The following is a 16,811-nucleotide window of genomic DNA, read 5'->3' on the forward strand; positions in this document are numbered from 1 at the left end:
GCCGCCGGCCGGCTGCCGGCGCAGCGCACCCCGGGCCAGACCTGGCGCGGCAGCGCCCCCGACGCCGCAGCGGCCCCCGCCGCGGCCGGCGACGGCACGGACGGCCGCCTCACCGCCGAGGACCTCGACCGCAGCGCCGACGCGCTGCGCGAGCTGCTCGACGAGAACGTGGCCGCCGCCGAACGGCACCTGTTCGAGCTGCGCACCGCCGCCGCCGACGACTCCCGCATCCTGGGCGCGCTCGGCGACGGCGGCCTGCTGCCGCCCAGCCCCGACGTGCTGGCCGCCGTCGAGTACCTGGGCGAGCACGGCATTCCCGCGCTGCCCGGCTGGCGCTACCTCGCCCAGTCCGTCGACCCCGCCGACCACGCGGCCGTCCTCGCGGCGCGCCCCGAGCTCGTCGACGGCGTCGTCATCACCGACGCCGGCTCCCACGCCCGCGCCCGCGAGGTGCTCGGCGCGGCTTCCCTGCTGCCCCGCTCCGCGGTCGCGGTCGGCACCGCCGCCGCCCTGCTGGCGCCCGCCCCGGCGGCCGGCGCGCAGGACGGGGGCGTCTTCCTCGTGCCGCCGAACCCCGCCATGCACGACGAGCGCGCCGCCGACGAGGAGCGGCACGCGCTGCGCGAGCGCGCCATGGCCCGGGACGAGGAGATCCGCGCCATGGCGGCCCGGCTGGCCGGCGACCGCACGCTCGCCGCCCGGCTCGCGTCCTGGCGCGCCGGCTGCCCCGAGGGACGGCTCGCCGAGCTGGCCGCCGAGGCCGGCCGCTGCCGCGGCCTGGCGGACGCCGCGCAGGAGGCCCTCACCGAGGCCCGCACGGCCCGCGCCGAGGCCGACGAGATCGCCGCCGAGACGGCCCGGGTGCGCGACGAGCGGCAGGAGACCGCCCAGCGCGCCCGCCGGGTCGCCGACGCCCTCGCGGGTCTCGCCTACCGGCTGCGCGAGCGCGCCAACTGGCAGAGCAGGCTGCGCGAGCTCGCCGAGGAGGCCGCGGAGAGCGAGGAGCGCGCGGCGACGTGCGTGGACCGTGCCCGCGCCGCCGACGAGGACCGCCGCGCCGCCCAGCGTGCGGCCGACGACGCCCATCGCACGGCCCGTGCCCTGCGCGCGGAGCGCGCCGAGATCGCCGGCGCGCCGGACGACGTGCCCGAGGGCACCGAGGCGCCCAGCGCCTCGCTGCCCGCCCTGCGCGAGGCGCACCGCGCGGCCTCGCAGCTCTACGAGAAGGTCGGCGTCGGCGCCGATCTGCGCGCCGAACAGGCCCGTGCCGAGAGCGACGAGAGCGCGGCCCGCGCCGAGCTCGACCGCCTCACCAACAAGGTCCGCACTCGCGCCGCCCAGCTCCTGGAGGGCACCGACGGCGCCGACGGGCCCTCCCGCCTGGCCGCCGCCGCCCGCGCCGAATCGCTCGTGCAGATGCTGGAGACGCGTGCGTCCACGGCCAGCGAGCAGCTCGGCCGGCTGCGCGGCGAGGCCGAGCGGCTGGCCCCGGCCGAGGGCGACGCCCACACCGAGCTCCCCGAGGAGCTGGTGCCCGCGGACGCCGACCGGGCCAAGGAACTGCTGCGGACCGCCGCCGCCGAGCTGGCCGCCCGCACCGACGCCCTGGAGAACGCCCGCCGGGCCCACGGCGACCTGCTGCGCGCCCACCGCGCCGCGGAGGACGCCGCCACCGGCTTCGACGACACGGCGGCCCTCCTGCGCGACCTGCTGCGCGACAACGCCCCGGAGGAGGACGCCGAGCAGCCCGTGCCCTACACCGGGACGCTGGAGGAGGCCCGGCAGGCCGCCGCCGAGGCCCGGCGCTCCCTGCGCGGCTGCGCGGGCGACCTGTCGGCGGCGGAGGCGGCCGTGCGCGAGGCGAGCGACGTGCTCGTGCGCCACGCCAACTCCACCCGCTACGAGCAGGTGCGCACCCCCGCCCGCCAGCAGATCCGCGAACTGCCCGCCGCGGCCCTGCCGGAGCACGCCGCCGCCTGGGCCGAGGCGTTCGCGCCCCGGCTGCGGGTGCTGACCGACGAGCTGGAGCAGCTGGAGCGCAACCGCGACAGCATCGTCGACCGGCTGCGCGGCCTGGTGGAGTCCTCGCTGACCACCCTGCGGTCGGCACAGCGCCTGTCGCGGCTGCCCGAGGGGCTGGGGGAGTGGTCGGGCCAGGAGTTCCTGCGCATCCGCTTCGAGGACCCCGACCAGTCCACGCTCACCGAGCGGCTCGGCGAGGTCATCGACGAGGCCACCCGCTCCGCGGTCAAGAAGAACTCCGACCTGCGCCGCGACGGCATGTCCCTGCTGCTGCGCGGCGTGCAGGCGGCGCTGCTGCCGCGCGGCGTGGCCGTGGAGATCCTCAAGCCCGACGCGGTGCTGCGTGCCGAGCGCGTGCCGGTCCGGCAGATGGGCGACGTGTTCTCCGGCGGCCAGCTGCTGACCGCGGCCATCGCGCTGTACTGCACCATGGCGGCGCTGCGCAGCAACGACCGCGGCCGTGACAAGCAGCGGCACGCGGGCACGCTGTTCCTCGACAACCCCATCGGCCGCGCCAACGCCACGTACCTGCTGGAGCTCCAGCGGGCCGTCGCCGACGCGCTGGGCGTGCAGCTGCTGTACACCACGGGTCTGTTCGACACCACCGCACTGGCGGAGTTCCCGCTGGTCATCCGGCTGCGCAACGACGCGGACCTGCGGGCGGGGCTGAAGTACATCAGCGTCGAGGAGCACCTGCGGCCGGGCCTCCCGCAGACTCCGGCCGGTGAGGACGGGGCGGCGGAGAAGGTGCACGGCGAGATCACGGCCACGCGGATGTTCCGCCGGCCGGTGGAGGCGGAGAGCGGCCCGGCGGGGCCGGTGCCGGCCGGGGTGTAGCGCCCGGGCGGCCGCGCCGCCCCCTGGCGCACCGTCAGGGGTAGCGCGGCCGCCGGATCCGGCGCGCCTCGCGCGCCGTGCTGCTCGGCACGGACACCACGCCGTGCCGCTGCAGCCACACCTGGCGGGTCACCCAGACGTCGAGCACCGCCCACGTCGCGGCCACCGTGCACGCGACGGCGCACAGCACCGCGGGGAAGGCGAACCACGACCCGGTGAGCGCGAGCAGTATCGCGACCATGGTCTGAATGAGCGTCACGGCGACGACGAGGAACGCCCGCACGGCGGACGTCCGGACGGGGTCGGGCATCCGCGGCCTGCGGGCCGGCTCCTCGACCCACAACGGCCTGCGGGCGTACGACCTGACGTCGCGGTCCTGGTCCATGGCGGCTCACCTCCCCCAGTGGCTGCCCAACGGTCCGTCTCCCCAGGAGAAGAGCGAACAATGACCCCCAAAGGTTCCCTCCCGGAGGGGTAATCCGGCCAGACCCCCGTCCGTCGGCCGTACTGGCCTTCGAGACGCGTACCCCGCAGTAGTAGGCTCACGCCGCGTTACTGTCGGAAGACCGTCCCCGTGCGCCGGGGCTGACGGAGGGGAGGCCATGCGCTTGCGCGGGAAGTCGATCCGCCGGAAGATCGTGGCGCTGCTGCTGGTGCCACTGGTCTCCCTGACGGGGCTGTGGGCCTTCGCCACCGTCATCACCGGCAGCGAGGCCGTCCGGCTGCTGTCCGTCGGCGACGTGATGCGGAAGGTCGGCTTCCCCTCCGAGGAGATGGTGCGCGTCCTGCAGAAGGAACGCCGCCAGACCATGGTCTACCTCGCCGACCCCCGGCGCTCCGACGCCCTGGCCGAGCTGCGCGACCGGCAGCGCGCCACCGACAGGATGGTCACCTCCTTCCGCTCCCGGGTCGGCGACGAAGCGCGCCACGAGGTGCCCGCCGAGGCGGCGAATCGTTTCCGCGCCATCGAGAAGACCCTCGACAGCATCGAGGGCCTGCGGCGCAAGGTCGAGGACAACACCGTCACCCGCTACAGCGCGCTGCAGTCCTTCAACGAACTCGTCGACCCCTACTACGACTTCCTCGCCAGCCTCAGCGCCCTCAAGGACGCCGGCATGGACCGGCAGGGCCGCGCCCTGGTCGGCCTCGGCCGCGCCCGTGAGGCCCTCTCCCGCGAGGACGCCCTGCTCGCCGCCGCGCTCGCCGCGGGCAGCATGAGCCGGCAGGACCTGCGCGCCTTCTCCGACCGCGTGGCCGAGCGCAAGATCCTCTACAGCACCCACCTGGCCGTCCTGTCCGACGCCGACCGGAAGGCGTTCGACGACTTCTGGCGCGGCGCCGGCGCGGACGCGCTGCGCTCCGCCGAGGACACCGTCATCCTCGCCGGCGCCGCCCGGGCCCCCCACGTCATCGACGCCCAGCGCTGGAAGGCCACCGCCACCCCCGTCCTGGACGACCTCGGCCGGATGGGCAACGAGAGTGCCGAACGCTTCGGCGAGCGGGTGCGTCCCGTCGCCGTCGGGGTGCTCTCCAAGGCCGCGGCCGCCGGTGTCCTGGGCCTCGCCGCCCTCGTCTGCTCGCTCGTCATCTCCCTGCGCGTCGGCCGCGGCCTCGTCCGCGACCTGCGCCGGCTGCGCAAGGAGGCCCACGAGATCTCCGGCGTCCGGCTGCCCGCCGTGATGCGCCGCCTCGCCGCGGGGGAGCGCGTCGACATCGACGCCGAGGCCCCCCGCCGCGACCGCGGCACCGACGAGCTCGGCCAGGTCGGCCAGGCCCTCGACACGCTCCAGCGCGCCGCCGTCGAGGCCGCCGTCAAACAGGCCGACATGCGCCGCGGCGTCTCCGACGTCTTCGTCAACCTCGCCCGCCGCAGCCAGGTGCTGCTGCACCGTCAGCTTACCCTGCTGGACACCATGGAGCGGCGCACCGAGGACACCGACGAACTCGCCGACCTCTTCCGCCTCGACCACCTCACCACCCGCATGCGCCGCCACGCCGAGGGCCTGGTCATCCTCTCCGGCGCGGCCCCCTCCCGGCAGTGGCGCAAACCCATCCAGCTGATGGACGTCGTCCGCGCGGCGGTCGGCGAGGTCGAGGCGTACGAACGCATCGAGGTGCGCCGTCTGCCGCGCCTGGCCCTCAACGGACCCGCCGTCGCCGACCTCACCCACCTCCTGGCCGAGCTGCTGGAGAACGCCACCGTCTTCTCCCCGCCGCACACCACCGTCCAGGTCGTCGGCGAACGGGTCTCCAACGGATTCACGCTCGAAATCCACGACCGCGGCCTCGGACTGACCCCCGACGCGCTGCTGGAGGCCAACCTGCGCCTGGCCGAGACGCCCGAGTTCGAGCTGTCCGACACCGACCGGCTGGGCCTCTTCGTCGTCAGCCGGCTCGCCCAGCGCCAGGGCGTCCGCGTCTCGCTGCAGCCCTCCCCCTACGGCGGCACCACGGCCGTCGTCCTCATCCCCTCCACGCTGCTCACCGACACCCTGCCGCCCGGCGGGGCCCGCGCGGGCGGCGAGGACACCGGCGGCGTGCCCCTGCCGCACCGCCGGACGAGCCCCGGACGCCCGGCGTCCGGCGGGGCGGCGGCAGGAGAAGCCGCCGCCGTGCGCGCGCTCGACGGCGGGCCGGGCGAGCAGCACCACCAGGCGCCCGACGGCCCCGGCCCCGACCGCACCCCGCCCGGCGGCCTTCCCCGCCGCGTGCGCCAGGCCAGCCTCGTGCCTCAGCTGAAGGAGGGCCCGGCCGCGCGCACCCGGCCCGTGCCGGACCCGGCCGGCCCCGGCGACGACCGCGACGCCGAGGAGGTGCGCGCCAGGATGGCGGCCATGCAACGCGGCTGGCAGCGCGGGCGCGAGCAGGACGAGGCGCCGGAGCGCCCTGACGTGACGAACTCACCGAGCACAACCGCACCAGGAACAACATTTGAGGGGGACGGTCGATGACCGCACCGAAGGCCGTGACACGCAACGCTCCGTCGGCCACGGGCCGCCAGGCCGGCGGCACGGGTGAGCTCAACTGGCTCCTCGACGAACTCGTCGAGCGCGTCGGCAGCATCAGCAAGGCGCTCGTCCTGTCCAGCGACGGACTGGCCACCGGCAGCTCCGAGGGGCTCACCCGCGAGGACGCCGAGCACCTGGCCGCCGTCGCCTCCGGCTTCCACAGCCTCGCCAAGGGCGTGGGCCGGCACTTCGCCGCCGGCGAGGTCCGCCAGACCATGGTCGAACTGGACCAGGCATTCCTGTTCGTCACCGCCGCGGGCGACGGCAGCTGTCTGGCCGTCCTGGCCGACGCCGACTCCGACATCGGCCAGGTCGCCTACGAGATGACGCTGCTCGTCAAGCGGGTGGGCACGCACCTGGCCACCGCTCCGCGGGCCGGCGTCGCCGACGAGTGACGGGCGGCATGACCGGAGACCCCGCGCACGAGGCCCGCTGGTACGACGACGCGGCGGGCCCCGTGGTCCGCCCGTACGCCATGACCCGCGGGCGCACCCGCAGCCGGGCCGAGGAACGCCTCGACCTGATCGCACTCGTCGTCGCCGAGGACTTCCTGGTCGCCCACCCCGGCGGGGCCCATGCCATCGCCGACCGGACCCTGTCGCCGGAGCACCTCGACATCGCCGAGCTCGCCCTGGGCGAACCGCTGTCCATCGCCGAGCTGTCCGCCGACCTGGACCTCCCGGTCGGCGTCGTGCGCGTCCTGGTCGGCGACCTCATCGACGCCGGCTACGTCAAGGTCTCCCGTCCGGTCCCGCCCGCGGAGCTGCCCGACGCCGGCATCCTGCGCGAGGTGATCGCCGGCCTGCGGGCGCTGTGACCGGCCCCGGAGCCGGCCGGGACCGGTCGGCTCCGGCCAAGGGGCCGGACGGGGGTTGTCGAGGTGACCGTCCTTGCGGAACGATCACTACCACGGGGGGAGCGCGATGCCGCACTGACCCTGAATCGGAGGAATGTCCCATGGTGTTCGGGCGCACTGACCGCCGTATACGGTCCACGGTCACCCCGGTGGCCCTGAAGCTCCTGGTCGCCGGTGGCTTCGGCGTCGGCAAGACCACCCTCGTCGGTGCCGTCAGCGAGATCAAACCGCTGCGCACCGAGGAGCTGCTGACCGAGGCGGGCCGGCCGGTGGACGACACCTCCGGCGTCGAGGCCAAGCGCACCACCACCGTCGCCATGGACTTCGGCCGCATCACCCTGCGCGACGACCTCGTCCTCTACCTCTTCGGCACCCCCGGCCAGGACCGCTTCTGGTTCCTGTGGGACGAGCTGGCGCAGGGCGCGCTCGGCGCGGTCGTCCTGGCCGACACCCGGCGGCTGGCCGACTGCTTCGCCGCCGTCGACTACTTCGAGCGGCGCGGCATCGCCTTCACCCTCGCCGTCAACTGCTTCGACGGCGCGGACCGCTACCCCGAGGAGGCCGTGCGCGACGCGCTCGACCTGGACCCCGAGGTGCCCGTCGTCCTGTGCGACGCCCGCGACCGCGAGTCCGTCAAGCACGTCCTGGTCTCCGTGGTCGAGCACGCCCTGACCGCCGGGACCGAGGAGCGCCGGCCCGCGGCCGTGTGAGCGGCCCGCCCCGCAGCGCCGAGGACGGTGGCGTCAGCGCACGGGGAAGTCGAAGTAGGTGGCCGGATAGGGCTCGTCCCGCAACGTGTAGTGCCACCACTCCTCGGCCAGATTCACCAGCCCCGCCCGCTCCATCGCGGACTTCAGCACCAGCCGGTTGGCGCGCTGCCGGCCCGTGACCCGCGGATCGAGGGTGTGCGACAGCGTGTCGAAGCAGTCGAAGCCCGTTCCCATGTCGACCGAGTTGTCGGGGAACCGCTCGGACCGCGGCGCGAAGCACGGCACGAGCGGCTCACCGGGCACGTACGGCCGCGTCGGCCGGGCCGGCAGCCGAACGATCGTCAGGTCCACGGTGCTTCCCCTGCTGTGACCGGACTTCGCCGCGATGTAGCCGTCCTCGAACAGCCGCGACTTCTCCACCCGCGGATAGAACTCCGCCTTCATCCGCACGTCCGCCAGGTCCTTCGCCCAGGCCACGAAGTCGTTCACCGCACGCTGCGGCCGGTAGCAGTCGTACACCTTCAGCGTGTAGCCCTGGCGCAGGAGCGCACGTTGTGCCCGGCGCAGCGCCTCGGCGGCCGGGCGCGTCAGCAGGCAGCGGGGCCGCTCGTAGCCGGCGACGCGGTGGCCGGTGAAGTTGTGCGGCGTGAGGTAGCGCATCTCCTGAAGGATCGTCGGGTCCACGGCGGCGAGCGCCACGAACCCCGGCGGCCGCTGTGAGCCCGAGCCCGTACCCGGCGTGGCCGCTGAGGCACCGGGGGCGGACGTGACGACGGCGAGCGCGGCCGACGGCAGCGCCAGCGCGCGCAGGGACAACGTCCGCCGGAGGGACGGGTGCAGAGGGATCGCACGCAAAGGTCTCGCGCGCCAAGGGGACAGCCGCCGTGGGACGTCGCGCAGGAGGAACGCGCACAGAAGGAACGCGCGCACGAGGAACGCGCGCAGGAGTACGCAGAGTCTTGGCATGACCCCACCGGATACCACCCGGCGGGCCACCGCGGAAGAGGGACGACGCCCCGCCCGTCAGCCGCGCATCCGCACCGGATACCCCACCTCGGCCGCCCCCTCCTGCTCGACCGTCACCACTCCGCCCCGCCACCGCGTCGTGAACCGCACCACCTCCGGCCGCTCCCAACCGTCGCCCGCATCCGTGATCAGCACCCCGCCCCCCGTACGCCCCGCGGCCGGCGCCCACACCTCCAGCTCCACCGCCCCGCCGGCCCCCGCCACCGGCACCACCGACCCCGCCCGCGCCAGCACCGGGATCCGCGACAGGGGCGCGTCCAGCAGCACCTGCCCCGGCCCCTCGTGCGCCCGCCCCGTCGCCGTGTCGTACCACCGCCCCCGCGGCAGCCGCACCGCCCGCCGGTCCGCACCCCGCTCCAGCACCGGCGCCACCAGCAACGAATCCCCCAGCAGGAACGCGTCCTCGCAGTCCCGCAGCGGCCGGTCCTCCGGCGAGCGCCACCACACCGGCCGCACGTACGGTGCCCCCGTCCGGTGCGCCAGATGCGACAGCGTCACGAAATAGGGCAGCAGCCGCCCCCGCTCCCGCAGCGCCGCCCCCGCGTGCTCCAGCACCTCCGCCCCGAACTCCCACGGCTCCCGCCGCCCCGCCGACATCGCCGCATGCGTGCGGAACAGCGGCAGGTACGCACCCAGCTGGAACCACCGCACAAACAGCTCCGGCGACGGAAAACCGGTGAAGCCCCCCACGTCCGGCCCCGAGTACGGCACCCCGCACAGCCCCAGCCCCAGCACCAGCGCCAGCGACGCCCGCAACCCCGGCCACCCCGTCGTCACGTCCCCCGACCACGTGCCCCCGTAGCGCTGCATGCCCGCCCACCCCGACCGCGAGAAGACGAACGGCCGCTCCTCGGGCCGCAGCGCGCACAGGCCCTCGTAGCCCGCCCGCGCCATCGACAGCCCGTACACGTTGTGCGCCTCACGATGGTCGCCACCGCGCCCCTCCAGCACATGCCGGGCCGAACGCGGCAGCGTCGGGTCCCCGAACGCCGCGAACGACACCGGCTCGTTCATGTCGTGCCACACCCCCGAGAAGCCCTGCACCAGCCGCTCCGCGTACAGCCCGCCCCACCACGCACGCACCTTCGGGTCGGTGAAGTCGGGGAAGACCGACTCACCCGGCCACACCTCCCCCCGCACCCGGTGCCCCCGGGCGTCCCGCACGAACGCGTCCGCCTCGCACCCGCTCTCGTACACCTCCAGCCCCGGCTCCACCTTCACCGCCGGGTCCACGATCGACACCAGCCGCACGCCCTCCCGCCGCAGGTCCGCGGCCAGCCCCGGCAGATCGGGGAACCGCTCCCGGTCCACGGTGAACACCCGGTGCCCCCGGTAGTGGTCGATGTCCAGGTGCACCGCCGACAGCGCAAGCCCCCGCTCCCGGTAGCCGGCCACCACCCGCCGCACCTCCTGCTCACTGCCGAACCCCCACCGCGCGTGCTGGTACCCCAGCGCCCAGGAAGGCGGCAGCGCGGCCGCACCCGTCAGCGACGCCCAGCCGTGCAGCACCCGTGCCGGGGTGCCCACCAGCACCCAGTAGCGCAGCGGACCCCCCTCCATCCGCACCTCGCACCGCCCCGGCCGGTCGTGCCCCGACCCCGCCCCCTCCTCGCCCTCCCACAACGTCACCCGGCCGTCCCAGGTGTTGTCGTGGAACGCCAGGTGCGTCCCCGCGTCCGCCACCACCAGCTGCACCGGCATCGTGATGTACAGCGGGTCGTCCCCCGGCTCGAACGCGCCCCCCGGATCGGTGTTCCACAGCCGGTACGCGCCGTCCCGCAGCCGCGGGCCCGCCGCCCGCCCGCCCAGCCCGAAGAACCGGGCGTCCGCCGCCACCTCCGACCGCTGCACCCAGCGCGCCTCCCCCTCCGCCCCCGCCGCCGGCTCCCACCAGCGTGGCGGCAGCTCACGCCGCAGCACCACCCCGCCCGGCGTCCGCACCTCCACCCCGCCGTGCCGGGACACCACCACCAGCACCCGCTCGGACACCACCCGCCAGCCGCCGTCCGTGTCCGGCTCCAGCACCGCCCGCTCGTCCGCCTCCGGCACCGGCCCGGCCAGCGCGTACGACGGCTCCGGCCCCGCCCCGTCCCAGCCGCAGAACACCGCACCCCCCGCCGCCACCCGCACCCGCAGCGACGACCGCGCGAACCGCACCACGCCGCCCCCCGGCTCCGGATCCGCCCCCTCCGCCAGCCCCGGCACCCGCGCCCGCTGCGCCCCCGGCCGCGGCAGCCCCAGCGCGTCCACCCGCCGCCGACGCCACGCCGACCGCACGGACCGCAGCCCCTGCGCGCTCCCGGCCGCCCGCAACGCCGCCATCCACTTCACCGACCGCACAAGGTCACCCGCGTCCATGCCGCTCACCCTGCCACCGTCCCCGTCCCGCCCGTGCGCCGTTCAACCGCCGTTCACCCGCAGGACCCGCACCACCGCCTCACGGTGTGACTCGGCACCCCTGGTGCGGGAGTCGATCACATGGCATCGTCCTGGTCAGCCGTGTCCCGTGCCACCCCGCCCGGCCCACGGCGCCGCCCACGACGCGTAGAGCCCGGGAGCAGCCGAGATGACCACCGCACCGCAGCCCGTCGACCCGCCGCAGCCCCTGTGGAGCCCCGGCGAGGACCGCATCGCCCGCGCGCAGGTCACCCGCTTCCACGCCTGGGCCGCCGAGCGGCACGGCGCCCCCGCCCCCGTGCCCGGCGACCCCGTCGCCGGCTACGCGGCCCTGCACCGCTGGTCGGTGGAGCGGACCGAGCCCTTCTGGCAGGCCCTCACCGAATGGTGCGACGTCCGCTTCTCCACCCCCTACGAGCGCGTCCTCGCCGACCCCGCCATGCCCGGCGCCCGCTGGTTCCCCGGCGCCACCCTCAACTACGCCGAACACGCCCTGCGCGCCGCCGAGGACCCCGCGAGAGCCGGCGAACCCGCCCTCCTGCACGTCGACGAGACCCACGAACCGGTCCCCGTCAGCTGGGCCGCGCTGCGCGGCCAGGTCGGCGCCCTCGCCGCCGAACTGCGCCGCCTCGGCGTCCGCCCCGGCGACCGCATCAGCGGCTACCTGCCCAACATCCCCCAGGCCGTCGTCGCCCTCCTCGCCACCGCGGCCGTCGGCGGCGTGTGGACCTCCTGCGCCCCCGACTTCGGCGCCCGCAGCGTCCTGGACCGCTTCCAGCAGGTCGAACCCGTCGTCCTGTTCACCGTCGACGGCTACCACTACGGCGGCAAGCGCCACGAACGCGCCGACGTCGTCGGTGAGCTGCGCGCCGGCCTGCCCACGCTGCGCGCCGTCGTCCACATCCCGCTGCTCGGCACCCCCGCCCCCGAGGGCGCGCTGGAGTGGGACGCGCTGACGGCGCACCCCACCGAGCCCGTCTTCGAGCAGCTGCCCTTCGACCACCCCCTGTGGGTGCTCTACTCCTCCGGCACCACCGGTCTGCCCAAGGCCATCGTCCAGTCCCAGGGCGGCATTCTCGTCGAACACCTCAAGCAGCTCGCCCTGCACTGCGACCTCGGCCCCGGCGACCGCTTCTTCTGGTACACCTCCACCGGCTGGATGATGTGGAACTTCCTCGTCTCCGGCCTCCTGGTCGGCTCCACCGTCGTCCTCTACGACGGCAGCCCCGGCCACCCCGACACCGCCGCCCAGTGGCGCATCGCCGAACGCACCGGAGCCACCCTCTTCGGCACCTCCGCCGCCTACGTGATGGCCTGCCGCAAGGCAGGGGTCCACCCCGGCCGCGACTTCGACCTCTCCCGCGTCCAGTGCGTCGCCACCACCGGCTCCCCGCTGCCGCCCGACGGCTTCCGCTGGATCCACGACGAGGTGGCGGACGACATGTGGATCGCGTCGGTGAGCGGCGGCACGGACGTCTGCAGCTGCTTCGCCGGCGCCGTCCCCACCCTGCCCGTGTACATCGGCGAGCTCCAGGCCCCCTGCCTCGGCACGGACCTGCAGGCGTGGGACGCCCAGGGCAAGCCCGTCGTCGACGAGGTCGGGGAGCTCGTCGTCACCGCCCCCATGCCCTCCATGCCCATCCACTTCTGGAACGACCCGGACGGCAGCCGCTACCGCGACAGCTACTTCGAGATGTTCCCCGGCGTGTGGCGGCACGGCGACTGGATCACCCTCACCTCGCGCGGCACCGTCGTCATCCACGGACGCTCCGACTCCACCCTCAACCGGCAGGGCGTCCGCATGGGGTCCGCCGACATCTACGAGGCCGTCGAACGCCTGTCCGAGATCCGCGAATCCCTCGTCATCGGGGTCGAACGCCCCGACGGTGGCTACTGGATGCCGCTGTTCGTCCACCTCGCACCGGGCGCCTCGCTGGACGACGCACTGCTCGACCGCATCAAGCGCACCATCCGCGAGCAGCTCTCCCCGCGCCACGTCCCCGACGAGGTCATCGAGGTCCCCGCCATCCCCCACACCCTCACCGGCAAGCGCATCGAGGTCCCCGTCAAGCGCCTCCTGCAGGGCACCCCGCTGGAAAAGGCGGTCAACCCCGGATCCGTCGACAACGCCGCGCTCCTCGGCTTCTACGAGCAGCTCGCGCGGGAACGCAACTAGGAGCCATCGCCGCAGGTCACCGGCGATTGTCAGTGGCCCCCATTACGGTGAGTGAGCATCGATCGCAGATCGTGACCGATCACTCGCCGAGGGGGAATTCATGGGGCACACCGACAACGGCCGGCGGCGGCTGACCGCCCGCCGCAGGCTGCGCACGGAAACACCGAGCACCGTCGCCGTCCTGGCCGACGAAAAGGACTTCGCCGCCATGCGGCGCTACACGAGCTTCCTCTTCGACGACCACGCCGGCTACCTGCGGGACGTCGACGGGCTGCTGCGCTCCATGGCAGCCCGGGGCACGTACACCACCGTCGCCCTCTTCGACCCCGTCGACTACGAGGAATACTGCACCGACCTGCACCTCGACCCCGACACCGCGGCCAGCCGCACCCGCTACACCGCCGAGGTCGCGGCCGCCGGCGCCACCGTCGCCTACGACGGCCGGCCCCTCGCGAGCCTGCTGCCCCGCCTCATCGACGAGGCCGAGCAGCAGGCCACGTGGGAGTACGCCTCCGCCCTGCTCGCCCGCGGCGGCGACTGCGCCTCCTGCGGCGAGGACCTCGGCCGGGCCGCGTTCGCCCTGGCCTCCCGGGCCCTGCGACGGATCATCGAAGCCGTGGGGGAAGGCAGCCACCACCTCGTCTGCAGCGTCCAGGCCGACGGCGACACACCCCTGGTCGCGGTGGTCCGCACCGCCTGCGGCAAGGACGGCCGGCTGCACCTGGCGGAAGCGGAGGCCCTCGTCTTCTGCACCGTCCTGGCCGCGGGCATCGTCACCGACCGCCACGGCGGCGTCGTCCTGCGCACCACCCGGCCCGGCGGCCCCGACACCGTACGGGGCTGGGGCCTGAAGGACGGCGGGCTGCGCCCCCTGACCGAAGCGGAGGTCTTCGCCGCCTACTGCACCGACGCCACGACCGGCGAGCCAGTACCCCCGGAGCCGGGCATCGAATACCGCGCGGGCATCCCCCTCGACGGGGAACTCGACGGGGACGAGGAAGGGAGGCGCAGGATGCCTGAGGACGCCTGAGGAAGGCAAAGGAGGAGGGGGTGTCCCCGCCCACGGGCGGGAACACCCCCTCACATCACCTGCGCCTCAGGCACACCGGCTCACTCGCCGGACAGCACCGCCTGCGCGGCCAGACGGGCCTCCTCGGCCGAGTCCGTGGCACGGGCGGCAGCCGCGGCACGCTCGCACTGCGCCAGCGTGTGCTTGGCCAGCGTGGCACGCACGTAGGGGATCGACGCGGCGCCCATGGACAGGCTCGTCACTCCCAGACCGGTCAGCACGCACGCCAGCAGCGGGTCCGACGCGGCCTCACCGCACACACCACAGCTCTTGCCCTCGGCCTTGGCGGCCTCGGCCGACGCGGCGATCAGGTCGAGCAGCGCCGGCTGCCACGGGTCCTGCAGCCGCGACACCGCACCGACCTGACGGTCGGCGGCAAAGGTGTACTGCGCCAGGTCGTTCGTCCCCAGCGACAGGAACTCGACCTCCTGCAGGATCGAACGGGCCCGCAGCGCGGCGGAGGGAATCTCCACCATCGCGCCGAACTTCGCCTGCAGCCCGGCCTCGCGGCACGCGTCCGCGAACGCCTTGGCATCGGTCCGGTCCGCCACCATCGGAGCCATGACCTCAAGGTAGACCGGCAGCCCCTCGGCAGCCTTGGCCAGCGCGGTCAGCTGCGTGCGCAGCACCTCCGGGTGGTCCAGCAGCGTCCGCAGGCCGCGCACGCCCAGCGCCGGGTTGGGCTCGTCCGCCGGAGTCAGGAAGTCCAGCGGCTTGTCCGCGCCCGCGTCCAGCACCCGCACGACCACACGGCCCTCGGGGAACGCCTCCAGCACCTTGCGGTACGCCTCGACCTGCTTGGCCTCGGACGGCGCCTTCGCACTGTCGTCCAGGAACAGGAACTCGGTGCGGAACAGGCCCACGCCCTCCGCACCGGCCTCCACCGCGGCCGGCACGTCCGCCGGACCGCCGACGTTCGCCAGCAGCGGCACCTTGTGCCCGTCGGACGTCGCACCCGGGCCGGACGACGCGGCCAGCGCGGCCTTGCGCGCCTCGGCCGCCTTCGTCAGCTCGGCCCGCTTCTCCTCGCTCGGGTCGACGAAGATGTCACCGGTGCTGCCGTCCACGGCCACCACCGTGCCCTCGGCAAGCTCCCCGGCACCCGGCAGCGCCACCACGGCCGGCACCCCGAGCGCACGCGCCAGGATGGCGCTGTGGCTGGTCGGCCCGCCCTCCTCGGTCACGAAGCCCAGCACCAGCGTCGGGTCCAGCAGCGCCGTGTCGGCGGGAGCGAGGTCCCGGGCGATCAGCACATAGGGCTCGTCGCTGTCCGGCACACCCGGCATCGGCACGCCCAGCAGGCGCGCGACGATGCGGTTGCGCACGTCGTCGAGGTCGGCCACCCGGCCCGCCAGGTACTCACCGGCGTTGGCGAGCAGCGCGCGATAGGCGGCGAAGGCGTCGTACACCGCACGCTCGGCGGTGCTGCCGACGGTGATGCGCCGTTCGACGTCGGCCATCAGCTCGGGGTCCTGAGCCATCATGGCCTGGGCCTCCAGCACGTGCTGGGCCTCGCCACCGGCCAGGTTGCCGCGCGCGATGAGGTCCGCGGCGACGGCCTCGACGGCCTGGCGCGCACGCCCCTGTTCGCGCGGCGCCTCGTCCGTCGGGATCTGCTTGGCCGGCGGCTCCAGAACCGCCGTGCCCATGTGCCGCACCTCGCCGATCGCCACACCGTGGCTCACGCCGACGCCTCGCAGCGTTGTCTCCATTTCACCCGTCTCCGGTTGGATGCGGCGGGTCGTGTCCGCCGCAGTGGATGTCGTACGTGCCGTCGTCATCCGCGACGGCTCAGAGTCACTGCAGGTGAAACGTCACTGCCAGGTGAAGAGGGAGTCGCCCGCCTTGAGGTCGCCGTCCTCGCGGAGGTCGCCCAGGGCGTCGGCGGTGGCCTCCAGCGCCACGATCGGGCAGATCGGCGACTTGCCGGCCTCCTCGACGGCGACCGGGTTCCACCGCACGATGTCCTGGCCGCGGGTGACGGTGTCGCCCTTGTTGACGAGCAGCTCGAAGCCCTCGCCGTTGAGCTGGACGGTGTCGATGCCGAGGTGGGTCAGGACGCCGTGGCCCTCGCCGTCGACGACGACGAAAGCGTGCGGGTGGAGCGAAACGATGACACCGTCGACGGGGGAGACCGCGGTGGCGGGCTCACGCACGGGGTCGATGGCGGTACCGGGTCCCACCATCGCGCCGGAGAAGACCGGATCGGGCACTGCCGCGAGTCCGATGGCGCGTCCGGCGATCGGGGACGACACGGTGGTCATGGGAAGCCTCCCAGAGGTGGAGAATCATCACGCGCCGTCACTACCTGTCCTGGACGGCGCACTGGTCGGAAGCCTAAGTCATAGGAACTGAGGATTCCGCACGAGCGTGCGCGCGGGGAGCCGTGTGCGGTGCGTAATCGATTTGCCTCGCCTCAGCGGGACATGTACTGTCTGTCTCCTGCCCACGACCGAGGCCCGCAGTCAACTGCAGGCGAGGCGGAGGGCGGCACTCCATCGGATAAGATCCTTTCCCGGATCCGCTTCGTTGTGTCTGCATGCATGTGTGTGCGGAAAAACGAGCGGTAAAGGGGCCGGAAAAGTCCTGATAGAGTGGTGGAACACCGAAGGGAAGCGCCCGGAGGAAAGCCCCAGCGAGTATCGCTGCGGGTGAGTACAAAGGAAGCGTCCGTTCCTTGAGAACTCAACAGCGTGCCAAAAGTCAACGC

The 16,811-nt window shown here is 74.3% G+C and carries 12 protein-coding genes; 7 read left to right on the forward strand and 5 right to left on the reverse strand.

The window, feature by feature from the left end; genetic code table 11:
- Window positions 1-2,859: coiled-coil domain-containing protein (locus LE181_RS29335; RefSeq protein WP_505016592.1), on the forward strand; the 2,859-nt coding region annotated here is incomplete at its 5' end.
- A 34-nt stretch (window positions 2,860-2,893) separates the two neighbouring features.
- On the opposite strand, the gene LE181_RS29340 is transcribed toward LE181_RS29335, so the two are convergent.
- Entirely contained in the window at window positions 2,894-3,244 is a 351-nt protein-coding gene (locus tag LE181_RS29340) for a hypothetical protein (RefSeq protein WP_225664543.1), read from the reverse strand.
- A gap of 217 nt (window positions 3,245-3,461) precedes the next feature.
- On the opposite strand from LE181_RS29340, the gene LE181_RS29345 reads away from it, so the two are divergent.
- The 4 genes from LE181_RS29345 (at window position 3,462) to LE181_RS29360 (ending at window position 7,433) form a co-directional block, all read left to right on the forward strand.
- Entirely contained in the window at window positions 3,462-5,810 is a 2,349-nt protein-coding gene (locus LE181_RS29345; RefSeq protein WP_225664544.1) for a sensor histidine kinase, read from the forward strand.
- Window positions 5,807-6,262, forward strand: coding sequence for a roadblock/LC7 domain-containing protein (locus tag LE181_RS29350; protein WP_225664545.1), 456 nt, complete (start codon window positions 5,807-5,809; stop codon window positions 6,260-6,262). Before LE181_RS29345 ends, LE181_RS29350 begins: the two co-directional genes overlap by 4 nt.
- A gap of 8 nt (window positions 6,263-6,270) precedes the next feature.
- Window positions 6,271-6,684: a DUF742 domain-containing protein gene (locus LE181_RS29355; RefSeq protein ID WP_225664546.1), complete on the forward strand. Its 414-nt coding sequence runs from the start codon at window positions 6,271-6,273 to the stop codon at window positions 6,682-6,684.
- 140 nt (window positions 6,685-6,824) lie between these two features.
- Window positions 6,825-7,433 carry a GTP-binding protein gene (locus tag LE181_RS29360; protein WP_225664547.1) on the forward strand — a complete coding sequence of 203 codons (609 nt, stop codon included), beginning with the start codon at window positions 6,825-6,827 and terminating at the stop codon, window positions 7,431-7,433.
- 33 nt (window positions 7,434-7,466) lie between these two features.
- Here LE181_RS29360 and LE181_RS29365 read toward each other — a convergent pair whose 3' ends face one another.
- On the reverse strand, window positions 7,467-8,288 hold the full coding sequence (locus LE181_RS29365; RefSeq protein WP_225664548.1) for a M15 family metallopeptidase: 822 nt from the start codon (window positions 8,286-8,288) through the stop codon (window positions 7,467-7,469).
- A gap of 168 nt (window positions 8,289-8,456) precedes the next feature.
- Complete coding sequence (locus LE181_RS29370) at window positions 8,457-10,817, reverse strand: glycoside hydrolase family 31 protein (RefSeq protein ID WP_225664549.1); 2,361 nt, start codon at window positions 10,815-10,817, stop codon at window positions 8,457-8,459.
- Between the two features lie 208 nt (window positions 10,818-11,025).
- Here LE181_RS29370 and LE181_RS29375 point away from each other — a divergent pair, with 208 nt between their 5' ends.
- Both LE181_RS29375 and LE181_RS29380 read left to right on the forward strand, forming a co-directional pair.
- Complete coding sequence (locus tag LE181_RS29375) at window positions 11,026-13,032, forward strand: acetoacetate--CoA ligase (RefSeq protein ID WP_225664550.1); 2,007 nt, start codon at window positions 11,026-11,028, stop codon at window positions 13,030-13,032.
- Window positions 13,033-13,132: 100 nt separating this feature from the next.
- Window positions 13,133-14,062, forward strand: coding sequence for a nuclear transport factor 2 family protein (locus LE181_RS29380; RefSeq protein WP_225664551.1), 930 nt, complete (start codon window positions 13,133-13,135; stop codon window positions 14,060-14,062).
- Window positions 14,063-14,142: 80 nt separating this feature from the next.
- On the opposite strand, the gene ptsP is transcribed toward LE181_RS29380, so the two are convergent.
- Together ptsP and LE181_RS29390 are read right to left on the reverse strand one after the other, a co-directional pair.
- Window positions 14,143-15,813 carry a phosphoenolpyruvate--protein phosphotransferase gene (gene ptsP / locus LE181_RS29385; protein WP_225664552.1) on the reverse strand — a complete coding sequence of 557 codons (1,671 nt, stop codon included), beginning with the start codon at window positions 15,811-15,813 and terminating at the stop codon, window positions 14,143-14,145.
- A 102-nt stretch (window positions 15,814-15,915) separates the two neighbouring features.
- Window positions 15,916-16,365 (reverse strand): PTS sugar transporter subunit IIA, encoded by a 450-nt coding sequence (locus tag LE181_RS29390; RefSeq protein ID WP_225664553.1) that lies wholly within the window; start codon window positions 16,363-16,365, stop codon window positions 15,916-15,918.
- Window positions 16,366-16,811: the final 446 nt, after the last annotated feature.

Source organism: Streptomyces sichuanensis (genome assembly GCF_020328095.1).
Classification (GTDB): Bacteria; Actinomycetota; Actinomycetes; order Streptomycetales; family Streptomycetaceae; genus Streptomyces; species Streptomyces cinnamoneus.